General features: G+C 59.0%; 18 protein-coding genes and 1 tRNA gene. 10 read left to right on the top strand and 9 right to left on the bottom strand.

Annotated features, from left to right (window positions below):
• Nucleotides 1–366 precede the first annotated feature (366 nt).
• Nucleotides 367–648: a type V toxin-antitoxin system endoribonuclease antitoxin GhoS gene (gene ghoS / locus ELE36_RS02565; protein WP_129831601.1), complete on the top strand. Its 282-nt coding sequence runs from the start codon at nucleotides 367–369 to the stop codon at nucleotides 646–648.
• Nucleotides 649–1079: 431 nt separating this feature from the next.
• Here ghoS and ELE36_RS02560 read toward each other — a convergent pair whose 3' ends face one another.
• A complete protein-coding gene (locus tag ELE36_RS02560; RefSeq protein WP_129831600.1) occupies nucleotides 1080–1451 on the bottom strand; it encodes a hypothetical protein in 372 nt (123 codons plus the stop codon).
• A 250-nt stretch (nucleotides 1452–1701) separates the two neighbouring features.
• Here ELE36_RS02560 and ELE36_RS02555 point away from each other — a divergent pair, with 250 nt between their 5' ends.
• The 7 genes from ELE36_RS02555 (at nucleotide 1702) to ELE36_RS02525 (ending at nucleotide 8029) form a co-directional block, all read left to right on the top strand.
• Nucleotides 1702–2043, top strand: coding sequence for a hypothetical protein (locus ELE36_RS02555; protein ID WP_129831599.1), 342 nt, complete (start codon nucleotides 1702–1704; stop codon nucleotides 2041–2043).
• On the top strand, nucleotides 2040–2396 hold the full coding sequence (locus ELE36_RS20470) for a conjugal transfer protein TraD (protein ID WP_207215847.1): 357 nt from the start codon (nucleotides 2040–2042) through the stop codon (nucleotides 2394–2396). Before ELE36_RS02555 ends, ELE36_RS20470 begins: the two co-directional genes overlap by 4 nt.
• 78 nt (nucleotides 2397–2474) lie before the next feature.
• A complete protein-coding gene (locus ELE36_RS02545) occupies nucleotides 2475–3122 on the top strand; it encodes a hypothetical protein (RefSeq protein ID WP_129831598.1) in 648 nt (215 codons plus the stop codon).
• Between the two features lie 118 nt (nucleotides 3123–3240).
• A complete protein-coding gene (locus ELE36_RS02540; RefSeq protein ID WP_129831597.1) occupies nucleotides 3241–4257 on the top strand; it encodes a PKD domain-containing protein in 1017 nt (338 codons plus the stop codon).
• Nucleotides 4258–4270: 13 nt separating this feature from the next.
• Entirely contained in the window at nucleotides 4271–4558 is a 288-nt protein-coding gene (locus ELE36_RS02535) for a hypothetical protein (protein WP_129831596.1), read from the top strand.
• A gap of 30 nt (nucleotides 4559–4588) precedes the next feature.
• Nucleotides 4589–7534 (top strand): hypothetical protein, encoded by a 2946-nt coding sequence (locus ELE36_RS02530; protein WP_129831595.1) that lies wholly within the window; start codon nucleotides 4589–4591, stop codon nucleotides 7532–7534.
• 81 nt (nucleotides 7535–7615) lie between these two features.
• Nucleotides 7616–8029: a hypothetical protein gene (locus ELE36_RS02525; RefSeq protein WP_129831594.1), complete on the top strand. Its 414-nt coding sequence runs from the start codon at nucleotides 7616–7618 to the stop codon at nucleotides 8027–8029.
• Between the two features lie 12 nt (nucleotides 8030–8041).
• Here ELE36_RS02525 and ELE36_RS02520 read toward each other — a convergent pair whose 3' ends face one another.
• From ELE36_RS02520 to rplM, 7 genes are all read right to left on the bottom strand, one after another.
• Nucleotides 8042–8533, bottom strand: coding sequence for a JAB domain-containing protein (locus tag ELE36_RS02520; protein WP_129831593.1), 492 nt, complete (start codon nucleotides 8531–8533; stop codon nucleotides 8042–8044).
• 276 nt (nucleotides 8534–8809) lie between these two features.
• The gene (locus ELE36_RS02515; RefSeq protein WP_129831592.1) at nucleotides 8810–10084 is read right to left on the bottom strand and encodes a hypothetical protein; all 1275 of its coding nucleotides are present in this window, start codon (nucleotides 10082–10084) and stop codon (nucleotides 8810–8812) included.
• Between the two features lie 100 nt (nucleotides 10085–10184).
• On the bottom strand, nucleotides 10185–11081 hold the full coding sequence (locus ELE36_RS02510) for a hypothetical protein (RefSeq protein WP_129831591.1): 897 nt from the start codon (nucleotides 11079–11081) through the stop codon (nucleotides 10185–10187).
• A 70-nt stretch (nucleotides 11082–11151) separates the two neighbouring features.
• On the bottom strand, nucleotides 11152–12591 hold the full coding sequence (locus ELE36_RS02505) for a site-specific integrase (RefSeq protein WP_129831590.1): 1440 nt from the start codon (nucleotides 12589–12591) through the stop codon (nucleotides 11152–11154).
• Nucleotides 12592–12675: 84 nt separating this feature from the next.
• Nucleotides 12676–12749 (bottom strand) — tRNA-Gln (locus ELE36_RS02500).
• A gap of 21 nt (nucleotides 12750–12770) precedes the next feature.
• The gene (gene rpsI, locus ELE36_RS02495; RefSeq protein WP_129831589.1) at nucleotides 12771–13166 is read right to left on the bottom strand and encodes a 30S ribosomal protein S9; all 396 of its coding nucleotides are present in this window, start codon (nucleotides 13164–13166) and stop codon (nucleotides 12771–12773) included.
• A gap of 15 nt (nucleotides 13167–13181) precedes the next feature.
• Nucleotides 13182–13619: a 50S ribosomal protein L13 gene (gene rplM, locus ELE36_RS02490; protein WP_129831588.1), complete on the bottom strand. Its 438-nt coding sequence runs from the start codon at nucleotides 13617–13619 to the stop codon at nucleotides 13182–13184.
• A 127-nt stretch (nucleotides 13620–13746) separates the two neighbouring features.
• Here rplM and ELE36_RS02485 point away from each other — a divergent pair, with 127 nt between their 5' ends.
• Together ELE36_RS02485 and coq7 are read left to right on the top strand one after the other, a co-directional pair.
• Nucleotides 13747–14985, top strand: a complete 1239-nt coding sequence (locus ELE36_RS02485; RefSeq protein ID WP_129831587.1) for a (Fe-S)-binding protein — start codon at nucleotides 13747–13749, stop codon at nucleotides 14983–14985.
• An 89-nt stretch (nucleotides 14986–15074) separates the two neighbouring features.
• Nucleotides 15075–15719 carry a 2-polyprenyl-3-methyl-6-methoxy-1,4-benzoquinone monooxygenase gene (gene coq7 / locus ELE36_RS02480; RefSeq protein WP_129831586.1) on the top strand — a complete coding sequence of 215 codons (645 nt, stop codon included), beginning with the start codon at nucleotides 15075–15077 and terminating at the stop codon, nucleotides 15717–15719.
• A 63-nt stretch (nucleotides 15720–15782) separates the two neighbouring features.
• Here the strand turns inward: coq7 and speD are convergent, their stop codons facing one another.
• Complete coding sequence (speD, locus tag ELE36_RS02475) at nucleotides 15783–16616, bottom strand: adenosylmethionine decarboxylase (protein WP_129831585.1); 834 nt, start codon at nucleotides 16614–16616, stop codon at nucleotides 15783–15785.
• Nucleotides 16617–16664: the final 48 nt, after the last annotated feature.

The raw sequence follows: 16664 nt of genomic DNA, 5'->3' as shown, positions 1-16664 counted from the left end.
AGTTCATATCCAACATTATCGTAAGTTGCAGTGAACGTATCGTGAGCGTATAGTTTTTATCACCTTAGGCACAACACAAAGCTAAGCGCTTTCAGGAACAACCCCGGAAGCAATCAAAACCAGTCAAGGATTTAAGTATGGCAGCGAAATATTGGTCAGGCCAAGTGTGTCCCAAAACAGCGACGTATGGGCAGCACCACGACACCAACAACTCCTATGCCGGGGCAACCCACGATAGGCGCGTGGTCAAGGATGAGAAGTTTCCGCCCAGCTTGAACAACTACCACTTCGAAGAAAAAGCCTAGCGACAACGGCCCGGCGTGCCATAGCGCGCCGGGCTTTTCAGCTGAACAATGGAGATTTCCGATGTCACGATTTACTGTTCGTGTTGAACTTCATGCCGCCAGCGAAGCGGATTACCAGCGCCTTCACACCGCGATGGCGGCCCAACGCTTTTCGCGAATCATCACCGCAGATGATGGGAGCCGGCATCATCTGCCAACTGCAGAGTACGATCATCAATCCACAGAAACAGTCTCGCAAGTGTGCGATCGGACTTACGGGATCGCGAGCGGCGTCAGGCACAACCCTGCGGTTTTGGTGACCGAAGGTGGTTGGTCAGCAAGAGGACTTGTCCGAGCTACCTGACGACAGACTTACTCAGCGCCTCCGGGCGCTGGGGTTCGGGGCGAAGCTCCGACGCATAACGCCACCGCAAGGGTAGCGGCAAACCACAGGTTTGCGTAGATGCGCTCTTGCTCAAGGTCGACTGTAGTCCTGGCGAGAAGATCGGTGGCCACGAAGGGCCTTGCGGGTTCGTCACGTTCTGCTATTCCTGACATCACACAGTCAGGATTAAACGACCATGAAGGCATACAGTGATCCAACTTTATCTGCTCGCAGAAAAATCGGTGTGCGCCTCGACGAAATCGTGGCTCGTTACATCCACTACAAACCAATATCCCGAAAGGCTGCGACGGTTCGGTGGATAATCTGTGCATTCATAGCGATAGGGATCGGATGGGTCCAGTTTACGTATGGCGGGCGGTAAGGTTGCCCCGCCGCTTACACCCTCGGATCTAGAGAATACGCTGAACCAAATAACCACCGACGACCCATGTTGCGTAGTCACCTATTAACCATGCAGCGGCTGACATGCCATAAGGAACTGTTCCCAGCCCGACAAGCGTCAGAACAAATGTAACGCTCATGACAAACAAGATTCCACCGACCGCCATCGATACTATCCAACTGGTTACTGGCATTGGATTGAAGGCAAAATAAATGATAGCTGTGACCACAGCACCAACGAACATCCACGCTAAAGGCTGCGTTAGTCCCGGTCGCAAATAGACGAGAAGCCAATCGCCAAATAAACATGCGGCAAGCGCCGGAATGACGATCGCTGATACAACGACAACGACAGCGACAACGATCTTGGTTTTGCTCATATCGGCCGCCATCGGACAGAGGTGACATATCTTGTCATAACTGCGTTTTGTTCACGATAGGCTGTAGAACAAAACCTCGAACTGGCCGAACCGCACGGGCACTGCGAGCAATCCCAGACGACGGCACAGCGAAATCCAGTTGCTAATAGCCTGAGGAGTATGTGCTTCACTGCTGGCTAACTTTAATCAGGCTTGCGCCTCGTTGCTTTTCTGCTATTTGTGGAGGCGTCCACCATGGAGCACCACTGGCATGACGCCCGACCCGATTCAGTTCCGCCCAATCCTGATCGATCTCCTTGACTCACTCCGCCGCGTCTCAAGGATCTACCGCTCCACCGTTTTATACGCTCCGACCTATGTCGAGGCGCCCGGGTGGGATGCGTTGTGCGCTCTTGCTGAGCGCACCGCAGCCCAAACCCATCGCATTCTGGACGACACGACCGCTGAGCAGCGCGGCATGGACTGCGAACTGCGACCACCGGTCCCGACCATGTCCGACCATCTTGGCGAGAAGATCCGCGCCCGTCGCGCGCTGTCCGCTCCGCGCCCCCTCGAACATGGACGCCGCGCCCCAAGGATGGGGCTTCATTGAATACGCATGCTGATCGACTTGCCCAGCAAGTGGCTATCGCTGCCCAGCGCCTTGGGCAACTCAAAGCCCGGCAAATGCTACGCGAGATGCGCGATGCCGCACAGGTGAAAGCACGGACACGGCGCGCGGATGTGCGGCGTAGGCTGGAGCTTGGCGGCGCGGTCATCATCGCTGACTGCGCCGATTTAACGATGTCGGAGCTGATTGGCATCCTGGTGGACGGCAAAGACCGGATCCAGGGATCGGCGACCATGCGCCTCGCCCTCGGGAAGCGCGGCGACGCATGGATGGCCCGAGGGAAAACGCCCCGACAGCAGACTTGGGAGCGGTCGGCTGCTCCATTGGTTCACTGACTTGACCGCGCTGCGATCCTTCGATGTTTTCATCTGAAAGGCATACTCTGACGACCCTTCCAGTGAGGTCCGTCGGTCATGAAAAGGTCGTTTCTAAACCGCAAGGTCGTTGCGATTCTGACGAGCATCACCCTGTGTTTGGCAGTGGTGCTTTTGATTGGTGACCACGAAGAAATGGAGCCGCCAAAAATCTTCACCGTCGTCAGCAGCACCGCCCTCGATGGAGCTTTGGGCTCGGCCACCCCGCATGCATTTGATATCTTCGTGACGGTGTCGCCGAACCCCGTTCTTGAAGACGAAGATGCGCAAGTCAGTGTGAGGATCAAGGATGTTGCCTCCCCAGTCCCGGGCGCCCGTGTCGCGGTGCGTCTGGAGGACGGTGGCTTGAGTGTGTCGTCGCATGAGGCCCGCTTGATCGATCTAAAACAAGGCGAAACCACGTTGTTCGTCGTATCACCCAAAGGGAAAGGGCGGAAGAGTTTCCACGTCTTGGCGGAATACGTCGCACCAGCGAACGGCGGCGGCTCGCAAGAACCTGTGGGGCAACGCAGGTTGGAAAAACTCATAGAGTTAACTGTTCAGGAACAACCGACCATTTGGATGCTCTCCAACAAGGCATTGGCCTCTACCGGGTTTTGGGGGCAGGCGTTGGGCTGGTCGGCGCCGATCTTTCTCACCTACTGGCTCACTCGACGCGGAACCGCTCGGCGACGCCGGCCGCATTGATCACCGCCAGCGGATCGCCGCGTGTTTCAAAACAGCGAACACGACACACTTTCCGCCGCCGTCAGCGTGCTAGTCTCCGAAAGGATAACGCATCAGCCTGATGCCACCGAGGTTTGCCATGGAACGACACGACGCACGTCGGCTGATAGGGATGTTTGCATTCCTCCTGGTGTTTTGCGGGACGTTTTCGGCGCACGCTCAAGAAGCCTGTGGCCTCCAGACCGCCACCTTCGACATCATTTTCAAATACGGCTTTGAAACACCTGCGGCCGGCCTCGGCCCACCGCTCAGCACCGTCTCACCGCCGACGCTCGGTGTCACACCGACCATCACGATTACCACACCCGCCGCAGGCGCGCTGCCCGGCAACGCCGTTCAAGTCACCGGAACATTCACGGGACCGGCGGACACCGGTGTTTCGGTCAACGGTGTGGCGGCGCAAATCGTCGGCAGCCAGTTCTCCACCCCCCAGTTCGTCCTCTTGGACGGCAGCAATACCCTCACCGCGACCGCCACCACCATTGATGGCCTGACCGCGAGCACGAGCATCGCTGTGACCGCAAGCGCCGCCGGTGCCGTGGTGGCGCTGGTGACAGACGCCCAAACAGGCTACACGCCCACCTTGGCGGGCTTCTCGGCCTCCACGCCGTCGAGCATGACCGTGACCAACCTCGCGCTGGCCTATGGCGACGGGGCGACCTATACGGGTCTCGGGCCCATTCCCAAGCACAGTTACACCACCGCCGGCATTTACCAAGCCGTGCTGACGGTGACCGACAACGCCTCACACACCTACACCGTCGCGCGCACGATCACCGCCGTCAGCGTCGTGGCGCAACGGCAAACCCTGTGCGCGGTCTACGCGCACTTGCGTTCCCGGATGGCCGCCAGCGATGTGCCCGGCGCGCTCCAAGCCTTCCATAAAAAGCACCAGCAGAAATACCGCACGCTGTTCAATGCGCTGGGCGTGAACCTGCCGACCGCCGCCACGCGCCTGGGAACGATCGGCAACGGCACGCTCGGCCTGACCAACGCCGAGCTGTTCCTGGTTCAGGAGCAATCCGGCCAAGTCAACGCCTATCCGCTCCATCTCGCCATCGATGGGTCCGGGGTCTGGCGCATCGACGCCATGTGACCGGGAGCATCGCGTGTTGGAAATGCCTGCTCTGTTGATCCTGGTCGGTGGCTCCCTGCTTCCCGTCATCGAACTGCTTCGCGTCGTGGCCGTGCTTCAACACCGCACCAGCTGGGTCATGATCGTGGTGCTCCTGGTGCTCGTGGGTGCGGAGGGCCTGGTGATCTGGGCCACCGTCCTGGCTCAGAAAGGCGAGCGCCAGATGGCCTATGTCGCGGTGGGCTTGGCGACCGCGATCGCCGTCGCCCTCTTCGCGCTTGCAGCCGCGCTAAGTTCCAGTATCGCCAGTCATTGGCATTAAGCCTCAACGCTCCATCGGAAGGATCACCGCATGAACGCACGCCTTGCCCTTGCCACGCTGGCCCTGACCGCGGCCAGCTCGCTGGCCTATGGCTACGACATCATCACGCACGGCCTGCTCGGCGAGGTCGCGTATCAGCGCTCAGTGCTCAATCCCGCCAACACCAACGCGATTTTGCCCATTGTCGGCTTTGACCGGCTCGATCCCACCAACCCCTTTATCTCGCATGACCTGGCCCAAGCGCTGGCACTGACCGCCGCGTTCCCGGACGGCTACTTCGATGACGCCGCCACGACCAACGCCGCCGGCACCACCGCGCCCTTTGTGGTCGCCCACATCCGGTATCGACAGCAACAGGAAGCGGATGTTTTCACCGCGTTGATGAAGCGTGGCTACATCCCCAATGCCAGCACCCAGCTCGACATCGAAAGCCGCGTGGATGGCTGGCTGGTGCGCGGTGTGGTGCGCGAGGATGACAACGACGCAAAACCCTTATTCGGGGACTGGGCGACGAGTGATCAGCGCGACGACGACCCGTATGGTCCGATCCTGCGCGCGCTGCGACACTTCTACGATCCAGTCAACGATCGCGCGTATGACTTCGTGGATAACTGCGCCACCTATGGCTGCGTGCGCACCATCCTGTGGGCGCTCGGGCGCACCGACCCCCTTCACCCGGCGTCCGATACCGAGGACCTGAGCCGGCGTAACCATTTCAGTTGGCAGGATGCGCGGAACAACTACTGGTGGGGTCTGACCACGGAGCGCAACCGTGGCGGCACGACCTTTCGCACGGCGATGGATCGCAACCTGGACGCGGGGGAGCGTCTGTGGCGCTGGGCCTCCACGATCGGCTCGGTAGGCCACGTGATCCACTTGGTTCAAGATGGAGCGCAACCGCAGCACACCCGCAACGATGCGCACGCGCCTCCCAACGCGTGGTTCACCAGTGATGCCGAGGCGAATGAAGGCCGGTCGGACGCAGCCTATGAGGACTACACCGATTATCGCGTGACGCTGGACTACGCCACCGCCGCGGCCAGCCCGTTGGCGGGCAATCCGCTGGCACACATGGATGAAGGCATTCCGTATCCGTCCGAGCTCACGCCCGTCGTGCTGGGTAGCTATCCGAACGTGCGATTTTCGACCCCTGTGAAATACTTCACCACGCGTCATGTCGATACCTCGGCCGCGACCTGTGGCACGGGTTCCACGAGCAGTGATCCGGTCTGCGCGCGCCGAGGCATGTCGGATTTCAGCAACCGCGGCTTTTTCACGTCCGGCACGGTGCCGGGCATGCGTGAATGTCTCAGCCCCGGTCCCGGTTCTGACCCGTGCTCGACCGTCAATCCCAACCCGAGCTATGCGCTTCCCGAGGAAACGATGGCAGACGCGGCTTGGGCGGTCCAGCCGATCGGCTTGAGTTTCTACGTCAACGGCAAGCAGGCGAACTCGTTCGAATATTATCGCTCGATCATCGATACGGTCGCGCCGGGCTATGTGGATGCCTTGCCGAATGCCTTCAACGGCAAGGTTCCGATTGTCACCGCTAGCATGTTTCGCACCCTGACCGACCTGCTTCAGCCCGGCGGCTTCATTGGATCCGAATACACCATCAGCTACCGGAACATGCGCTACGACGCCGATGTGTTGCTGCCGCGCGCCATTGGTTACTCGGCGGGCATGATCGACTACTTTTTTCGCGGTCGGCTCAAGGTTGACGCTCCGCAAGATGGACTGTTTGCCTTCACCGACCAGGGCATGGCGCACACGGTCGACAGCGATGGATATCCGCGCTGCACCAATAACGTCTTTGCCCCCATCACGGGCGAGCCGATCTTGTGTAACGCCGGCGGCATCTTTGGTTTCACCAAGGTGCGCGTGAAGTTGCGCAACGACACGCCCGCGATCACCGAAAGCGGGCCGACGGCGCCCGCCATCGCGCAGACCCTGGCCGCCACGGTGGCCTCGCCGGCGGCAGGTGATCCGCGCTTGGTCGCCATCGCGCGCTATCACCGTAACGCCTGCTATGTGCCCAGCCTCCAGGGCGAAAAAGTCATTGACTACGCCGGTAGTGTGACCACGCCCACCTGTGCGGCCGGCAGCCGCACCACATTCCAGGAGGTGTCCGTTTCCGCGCCGCTCGCCATGTCCGCCAGCGATCTCAATGGCAGTGCGTCGGTGCCGGTGACCTTCGACTTCGGTCAGGATCCGATCCCGGTGAACGCGACGGACGTGCTAATCCAGGTTGCTTATCGTGGTCCTCTGGGCGACGAGCCCGACGGGATCGCGGTGGGCAGCATCGATGTGCGCGAGCCATCGTATTTGACCGTGTGGAACAACTCGGATCATGCCGGATGTAATGGGGCATGGACGACGGGAAACGCGGCAGGTTGCGATTACATGTCCGGCGGAACCGCCTTGCGACCAATCAACGCCACGCGTCTCTGTATCGGCACGCAGTTGCTCTATACGCGCTTAAACACCGGCGGCAATCCCGACATCACCTTGGGCAACTATGTGCGCGTGGCGGCGCTGCTCGACGACCAACCGCATGCCACCTTGGGGCGTTTGATTGTCGGTGGCAACGTGAATAACGCAGTCGTCTATCCGGTGGGCAGCATCACCGGGCAAAAGCGCCAGGCACCGATGGAACAAGTGAGCGTCGCATCTCCGTATGCGCCCGATCCCATGTTCACGAAACGAGGCATTGTGGGCAGCTTTCGCCCCCTGGCCTTTTATCTGGAGATTGGCGCCGATCCGCAGCCGAGCAACGACACCGGGCCGAACGATGTCGGCGCACTGACGCCACTGTTTTCCTCGTCGGTCTATCCCCTGACCGGGGGCGCGCTCTCGTTTCCGAACGCACCGGTCACCAGTGGCGCCTGCACCCCACCGCCGGCGCTTGCCGAACCGTATTTTGAGGATGAGATTCAGGCGACCGAGGCGGCGATTGCGAGAGGCTCGATCCGGTAAGGGGGCCTGAAACGGTTTTGCGAATGCGTTTGATCGTCAGAAATCGATCTTTTCCAAGGCTCAGAGCACTAAGGAGAAAACATGAGCAACAGCAGAGAGACGAACTTAGCAATGATGATTTCGATTGCCGTTTTGGCAGTTGGGGTTGCTGCGGTCGGAGAGTTTAAGACCGCCCTCCATCTCGATTGGGGGACAGGCACCATCACGCTTGTGTCGTTGATTTTTTGGGGTGTGAGTTCGGCGGCTGCTTGGAACTGGTCCTCCGAGGACAGAGGCAGGGTGCTACCGATCATCATTGCCCTGCTATGGGTTTGTCTTTGCCCCGCCTTTAACTACTGGAAAGAGCAGTGTGCGACCAGGTTCCCCGGCTATCTGGATCCCGAGAGGGCAGGCAGCTGGTGGCTGTCGGTTCCGATGGAGATCGAGACTGGCATCGCCATTCTCGTCGTTGGCTATGGGCTCCGCTACTATCTGCGGTCTGTGCGCGCGTGGTGACGCAGCGGCGGCTCACAGCCACCCGCGTTCCGCGAAAGATATCGGCTGACCACTGCCCACGACAAAATGATCCAGCAGCTTTACGTCAATGGCGAGTAGAGCCGTCCTCAGGATCTCGGTGATGGTTCTGTCCGCGGAGCTGGGTTCCCCGATCCCCGAGGGGTGATTGTGGGCCACAATGGCACAGCTGGCATTGTGCGCAAGGGCGGCGCGGATGACTTCCCGCGGATACACCGCAGCCCCATCGATCGTGCCGGAAAAGAGCCGATCCACGGCGAGCACCTGGTGCCGATGATCGAGCCACACGACATGAAACTCTTCATGATCCAGTCCAGCCAGCCGCATCCGCAGAAACGCCCGCACATCGCTCGGACTGCTTAGGGTTCCCATGCGCTCGAACCTGTCGCGCAAGATCTGCTCGGCGGCCTCCAGGATTTCAGTTTGGCTTGCGGCGGTGCCGCGCTTGGTTCGGTAGTGGCCTTGTGCGTCGCGGATGAGTTTCATCGGTTGGTTTCCCATCGGCACGGGAGGCGCCGGTGAGACCGCTCGGCCACGCTGACAAGCGGGAGGCGCACCCATAGGCCGCAACAGCGTGGAGGACATGCCGGCACGGCGTGTTGCGCGTCTCGCAAGCGGGGCTACGGTGCTCACGCATAGGCGCATGAGGACGATGGCAAACCATCCGGTGAATCAGAAAAAAGCGAGAGTTGGAGCTATATCAATCGCTCGTTGTTCGGCATGCTCTGCGGACGCGCCGGCGACGACAACACTTCAGCCAATCTACCCCGCTTCCTGGTCACCTCGTTGCAGGTCGGCAACCACCTTCATCAGCCGATTGATGGGTTCCGCCAATCGTTTCGGCAAAATCCGGTGGGTAATGAACTCGGTTTTCTCTTCATTGATGAGGCGCACGGTCCAGACATCTTCCTCCGGACAGTGGTTGCCCACACCATTACAGTATTGGTAACCAACCAACGCTTCAGCATGGGACAACAAGAGGCGCGCCATCGTCATATGAAAACGATGCGACTGTAAATCGGTTGGCCCTTTGGGACGCGGCAACGTGATCCTCAAGCACTGCCGATTATTGAACTGCTCCCACTCGCTTCCGACCACTTCGCCCGCGTGCGCCAGCACTTTCCGGGACTGCTCGCTTTTAGCATTGACGATCGACACGGAAATGACATCTTTCGCATAGCCCAGTGTCGTGGCAAGTCGCTTGAGCCACTTCATGATCTTGCGGATGGTGATGTCGTCCGTGAAGACCAGATATTGATGCCGCTGTTCCCGATCAAGAAAGCGAGGAAGTTGCGCATACAGCGGATACATCAGGTCGTGGAGATACACATAAGTTTGTCGGCGACCCTCCTCATGGCTTCGCGTCGTCGCTGTCAAAGCACCCTGCGCCCATTCCGGCGTGATCTGTTCAAGCGTCATCTCTGTGATGTCGATTGAAATCAGCGGGAAGCCGAGCGATTTGCCGATAAGTGCCTTGCGTCCATCGAACGCATGCCCCAACTCGATCTCCACCGCGCCGAGCACCATCGGCGCTTTTTCGATCGGTGGCCCAAGCACGGCGACGTCAAGGCGAAACCGGCTGCCAAAAGGTGTGTTTAATGGATGCTCGGTGACAACACAATCTGCTCCCAGGAGCAGATTACCCGACAACGGATAGTCTGACGCATCGGGATCCTTGAACGACCACGGCAAGGCCAAGCCAGCGGCAAGACGGCGCATCAGTTCAGCAGCAATATAGTCTTTGGCTTGTCGGTGTTTTTGGCTTTCTGCCGCCGCCCGCTGTCGTGACGATTCCTCCTCGTCGAAAACAGCTTTGAGGTCATAGCTCTTGTGAGGCATGAGACGAAAGTGTGAACGGCGCACGAGCTTGCTGTTTTCATCGAAAGAAGGGCTGACCCATGTGACCATTTTGTGGATCGCGTTGGGGGCGACGAGCGGCCAGAGTTTGCGCGCATGTTCACGGCTTCGCACTTCTTTAGCCGTGACTTTCGTCGCGCGAAACCCTTTGCGCGACAGCACGACGATGGCCTCACGCATAGGTCGCTTCCTGGTGCGCACCAGCGCGCGGCGTTGATCTGATCGGCGTCATCGACCGTCCTTCATGAAAGTCTCTCTACCGGCAAGACGGAGCTGCGCATCAGGGTCGCTTGTCGAATGGTTGCCAGCCCATATGCGTCCATTTCGAGCGTGAAAAACTATTCTGATATCCGGCCACCGCGACGATCAACCTCGCGTTAAAGTTCTTGAGCCACTTGTCAACATTGGGATCCTTGCCCATGGCTTCACCAGGGGTGCTGTTATCCCAGAGCGCCTCATGAAGAAGCGCGTTACGCAGTTTGATAAAGTTCTCAAACATCGTTTCGTCTGCAGCCACACCAAAGAGGTTGCACATGTGGATCAAGCGCTTTCCGTGCCCTCCTATTTTTTGCCCGCCGTTCTTAAGCTGAAAGGCATACAGGGCATCAAACACCATGTAATGTTGCGAGAAACGCTCCCATTCCCACAGGCAGCTTTGAGCGCGTCCAAACATATAGAGAATCGTGATGAATCGCCGGCGTAACTCTGGCGTCCAGGTTTTCCACCGATCATAGACCGACGCAATAAAGTGCTCGGCGACATCCTCGCGAAAAAGGAACGAGCCCACCCGCGTTCGAATCCTTCCATCAAACTTCCATCCGTCGAACTGTAAACGGGTTTCATACAGGAACGCGATCAGGTGAACGAGCAGCGCACCGTCCTCGTGACGAAAATCGCCGCCCTCTTCAAAATCTGCGACATGAATATCATGCGATGGCATTAACCCAAAGACGGCGGCCGGCCGCGTAGTATTCGGAATGGGGACGGGGTCATCCGCGCTACCCAAACACTGACTCCACGAACTGATACATGGCGGATAAAGGTAGCCGTCGCGGTGCTCGCGTTCCTCGATCGATGCCAAGACCGACGCATGATCAGGACACGGCTTGATCCACCCGTTGTTGAAGCGGATGGTGATGGGGGCTTTCAAAAATCCGAATCGGTCAGAGATCGGCATGATCTGGTTCAAACTCGTTTACGTCGGATTTTGCGTGACCGCCCCGCCGCGATGCTTGAACCACCCGCCTTCATGACTTGAAGGCCAGCAGATCACGCAATCCCTCGAAATCCAACCATTCGCCCCATCGCAACCCCGGAAATAAACTCGCTAACTCTCCCGCCGACCAGGCACGCATGTAGTCTTTTTCATGGACATCGGCATCCCCCTGCTCGTGTCCCACGAACGCCCGGCGACGCTCGGCGGGAAGCATTGAGCCTTGGAGCTGCTGGATGACATTTTTCCGCAGAGAATGAAAGCCCACCGTGCCATTTTTTCGGCGAGGCTTGATGCCGAGCGTGCCGAGGTAGTAGCCAAAGCCCTTGGAGATTGCGTTGCCTGTGCCGGCCTCGCTGTCGATGCGCATATCTGGAAACAGGCGATCACGTCCCGCGGCGCGCAACCGAGTGACGCGTTCCCATAAACCGAGCCGGAGGATATCTGGATGGAGCGGCACCAAGCGCTCGGACGCTTCCGTCTTTTGCGTCTGCCCATCGCTTGCCACTTGGAACAGGACGCACGGCACCTCATCCCGTATGACGAAGTCGCGCAAAAATAGCTGAGCCACTTCCCCCACTCGGGCGCCGGTATACAAACCAATCAACGCGCCCCAGCGCACGTGCTCCGTGCGAGTCTTGGCAAGGTTGGCGGGGGCATAGATACGCCGCAGATCCTCGATCTCGAACGGCTCCCATTGATACCCCTCTTTCTTGCGGGCGGCTTTTTCTTTTTTGCTCAGGACGAGAACACCTTTGACCGGATTCGGCGCGTCGATCTCGCCCGAGGAGATCAACATTCCAAACACCTGGGCGACATGGCTGACTTGATTGCCCGCCGTTCTTTTTGTCATGCCGTTTGCGATAAGTCCTTGCGCCCACGCCGCCGCCATCGGTCGGGTGATGTCGCGCACCGGTGTCGCGCCACCGATCACCTTCAAGAACGAATCATTCGCACGCCGCCGCTGCTTCCAGGTATTCGGGCGCAGGCTTTTGGATTCCGTCATGGAGTAGGTCAGCATGGCGGCTGTCAGATTGATGCTCGGCTTCTTCACTTCAGCCACCGATGCGGGCACCGAATGGGCCAGCACGGTTTTGACAAACGCGTGAGCCGCCACATTGTCCGCTGGCGTGCCGTCGGTCCGCAGACTCGTCACATTTCTGGTAACGGGATCAAACGTGACATCGAAGCGCTTGGCATCGCCACAGTTAAAGGATCGGATGATGTCATCAATGGGTGGAGGTGGCTTTTTCATCGCGCTTTCCTTGCCCGCCGCGCTGCTTCCCGCAGCAAAGGCATCAGCGTAGCGCAGAGACAGGTCATAAGAATAGAGCTGCGCCTGTTTCGGATCCCGCGTGCGCAAACTGCGCTTGATCACGCGCAGCCCGAATAGGGCTTGAAATCCGACAGGCACTTTCATTCGAAAATGAAAGATGCCCGAAGTAGAACGAACGAGATGGTGAGGCAAGCGCATCGGCGGAAGTGTCCAACCGAGTGTCCAAGCGCCGCCGACATCAAGGAACAAAAAAGCCCTTGAAAATCAAGGGCTTTAATGAGATGGCTGGGGGACTAGGATTCGAACCTAGATTGACGGTGTCAGAGACCGTAGTCCTACCATTGGACGATCCCCCAAAAACAGAGGTCGAACGTGTATTAGCGCTTCGAGAACTGCGTGGCGCGACGAGCTTTGTGCAGGCCGACCTTCTTGCGCTCAACTTCGCGTGCATCGCGGGTCATGAAACCGGCTTTGCGCAGCGGAGACTTCAGCGTTTCATCGTATTCGACCAGCGCGCGCGACAGACCGAGACGGATCGCACCGGCTTGGCCGGAGTTGCCGCCGCCTTCGACCGTGGCGAGGATGTCGAACTTTTCGCCGAGCTTGGTCAGCTCCAGCGGCTGGCGCACAATCATGCGTGCCGTTTCGCGACCGAAAAACTGATCCAGCGGCAAGCCGTTGACGATGATCGCGCCATTGCCCGGACGCAGGAACACGCGTGCGGCGGCGGATTTGCGACGGCCGGTGCCGTAGTTATTCTGTGTGATAGCCATCTTGATTCCTGCCGATTAAGCGATTTCCAGCGCCTGCGGCTGCTGGGCGATATGCGGATGGTCGGGGCCTTTGTAGACCTTGAGCTTGCGATACATTGCGCGGCCCAGCGGGTTTTTTGGCAGCATGCCCTTGACCGCGATTTCGATCACGCGCTCAGGATGCTTGACCAGCAAATCCTTCAGTGCGATCGACTTGATGTTGCCGATATAGCCGGTGACATGATGATAGATTTTGTCGTCCATCTTCTTGCCGGTGACGGCAATCTTTTCCGCGTTGACGACGACGAGATAATCGCCGGTATCGACGTGCGGGGTGTAGACCGGCTTGTGCTTGCCGCGCAAACGGCGCGCAAGCTCCGTGGCAAGACGGCCTAGCGTCTTGTCGGTGGCGTCGACGATGTACCAGTCGCGCTGCACGGATTCCGGCTTGGCGCTGATCGTGCTGCTTTTCATGGTGGAACCTTATGGCCGTGGGGCGTGGATCAAAGAGCGCGACAGGATAATGCAAGCCGCGAGGCCATGCAAGTGCAAACCCGCGATCCAGCGCTAAACGAGTGGGCCGACAATGATAGCATGAGTCATGGCCCTTGCCTCTACCCCTGAATCAAAAATCGCCAACGGTTTGCGTCAGCACATTCTGCAGCTGGCCGATCAATGCGTGATGTGTGGTCTGTGCATCCCGCAATGCCCCACGTATCGGATCGGGCGGCAGGAGAATGAATCGCCGCGCGGACGCATCGCGCTGGCGCGAGGCCTGGCCTCGGGCGAACTGGCGCCGACACCGACCTTGCTTGGCCACATCGATCATTGTCTGGGCTGCATGAGTTGCGAAAACGCGTGTCCATCTGAGGTGGACTACGCCGGCCTGTTGCTGGCGACGCGCGAATTGCAACGCGAAATTCAGCCGTTGAGTTGGACTCGACGGTGGTTGCTCGCAACCCTGGCGCAACGCGGCAAGCTGAATTTTTTGCTGCAGCTCGGACGTATTCCGGGCGTGCTGGCATTGCTGCGCAGTCGGCTGGGTCAGGCATTTTTCAAACGCGCAGGAATACCCGCACTCGCGCATGAATTGCCGCCGTTGCCTGCACCGCGCGCGTGGCCCGCGATCATAGCGCCGACATTTCGGTCGCGCGGGCGCATTGGCCTGTTTCTCGGTTGTGTCGCTTCGGTGTTTGATCAGGACACGCATGCGGCGAGCATCACGCTGCTTGCTGCGCTGGGTTATGAAGTCGTCATGCCGCGCGCGCAGAGTTGTTGCGGCGCGCTGGCGCGGCATGCAGGTTTGCCCAGCGATGCCTCCGCAACGCGGCAGGCGTTTCTCGATGCCGGCGTCGACACCGTGCTGGTTTCGGCGTCGGGATGTTTCGGCAGTTTGCGCGATTCGGTATCCGCCGACAGCAAGATACGTGTGCGCGAAATCCACGAATTCATCGCCGCCGATCCCGAACTCGATCGCCTGCAATTCAAACCGTTGCCGCAAATCGCCGCGTTGCATACGCCGTGCACGCAAACGAATGTGGCCAAGGGGCAGATCGCGATCGGCGCCCTGCTCGCGCGCATTCCGGCGCTGCGGATAATGCCGCTGCCGAGCGAGCCGCGCTGTTGCGGCGCGGCTGGCAGTTATTTTCTCGAACAGCCGCAGATCGCCGCGCCGCTGCGCAGCGAAAAGCTGCAACAGACACTGGCGCTCACGCCCGATGTCTTGCTCACGAGCAATATCGGCTGCCGTATTTATCTCGGCAACGGCCTGCGCCAGCACAGTGAAACGCTGCCGGTGCGACATCCGCTGAGTTTGCTCGCGCAACAACTCGATGTTTGAAACTCGATGCTTGAAAAATCGGTCCAGGCTTGATTGCGCAGCGCGACACTCCTACATTGATCGTTGATCACCCACTCGCGAACACAGCCATGCTGACACGTCATCTTTCCCGCCTCGATCGTCTTATCGTCGAAACCGAACGCGCGCTTGCGACATCACTGGGTGCCAAGCCTGAAGCGACGCGTATATCGCCCGCAGCCGCTTTGCCGAAAGTCGAATTGAGCGTGACGGAACAACAGCACGCCGCTGGCCTGATGCGTATCAATCACACTGGCGAGGTTTGCGCGCAGGCGCTGTATTTCGGCCAAGCCGCGACCGCGCGCGATGCGCATATCCGCACGCACCTACTCGCCGCGGCATCGGAAGAAACCGATCATCTGGCGTGGTGTGGTGAGCGTCTGGACGAACTCGCGAGCCGTCCAAGCCTGCTCAATCCGTTGTGGTATGCCGGCAGTTTTGCGCTCGGTGCGATGGCCGGATTGATCGGCGATCGTGTGAGTTTGGGGTTTGTCGTTGAAACCGAGCGCCAGGTCGAGGCGCACCTCGGTGAGCATCTGAAAGTATTGCCGACGCAAGACACGCGCAGTCGCGCGATCGTGGCGCAGATGCAAAGCGAAGAAGCCGCGCACGGACTGGCCGCAAAGAACGCTGGCGCGCGCGAGTTGCCAGCGCCGATTCCAAGTCTGATGCGCATGGCATCAGCCGTGATGAAAGCCGTGGCGTATCGCATCTGATACGCCACAAAGCATTACGCCGACACGAAGTCGGCGTAATGGAATCACATTTACACAATAAATTCAGGTCAGATTGCGACCGTGAAACAGCTCTTCGACTTCGCGTTTGAGCTGGGTTTCGATGCGCTGGCGTTCCTTGAATGACAGGTCGCTGGCATTGGCCTCGAACAGATATGTATCGAGATCGAAGTCCTTGATGTGCATCTTGGTGTGAAAGATATTTTCCTGATACACATTGACGTCGAACATTTCGTATTTGGTACGAATGTGCTTGGCCAGATATTCCTGAATCGAGTTGATGCGGTGATCGATGAAGTGCTTTTTGCCCTTCACGTCACGCGTGAATCCGCGTACGCGGTAGTCCGCGATCACGATATCCGATTCGAAACTGTCGATCAGGTAGTTCAGCGCCTTCAGCGGTGAAATCACACCGCAGGTAGCCACATCGATATCCGCACGGAACGTCGAGATGCCGTTGAACGGATGGCTCTCGGGATACGTGTGCACGGTGATGTGACTTTTATCCAGATGCGCAACCACGCTCGCATCGCCATCGCCGTTCTGCTCGTGATGCTCGCGCATCGCGTCGCTGATCGCATCGCGACCGGCATCGCGCTTGTCGATCACCGGCTCCTCGGAGATCAGGATGGTCACGCTCGCGCCCTGCGGATCGTAATCCTGGCGCGCGACATTGAGGATATTCGCGCCGATGATGTCCGCCACATCCGTGAGGATCTGGGTCAGGCGCTCGGCGTTGTAGGCCTCGTCGATATAGTCGATGTAACGATCGCGCTGCTCGGGGGTCACCGCGTAGCACAGGTCGTAAATATTGAAGCTCAGCGCCTTGGTCAGGTTGTTGAAACCCTGCAGACGCAAACGGGGAAGTGGCTTTACCACCGCAGATACCTCACATTGATCGGTGGAGACGGGAGCGGATTATGGGGC

Source organism: Pseudolysobacter antarcticus, from assembly GCF_004168365.1.
Classification (GTDB): domain Bacteria; phylum Pseudomonadota; class Gammaproteobacteria; order Xanthomonadales; family Rhodanobacteraceae; genus Pseudolysobacter; species Pseudolysobacter antarcticus.
This window is presented reverse-complemented; position numbering and strand designations above follow the sequence as displayed.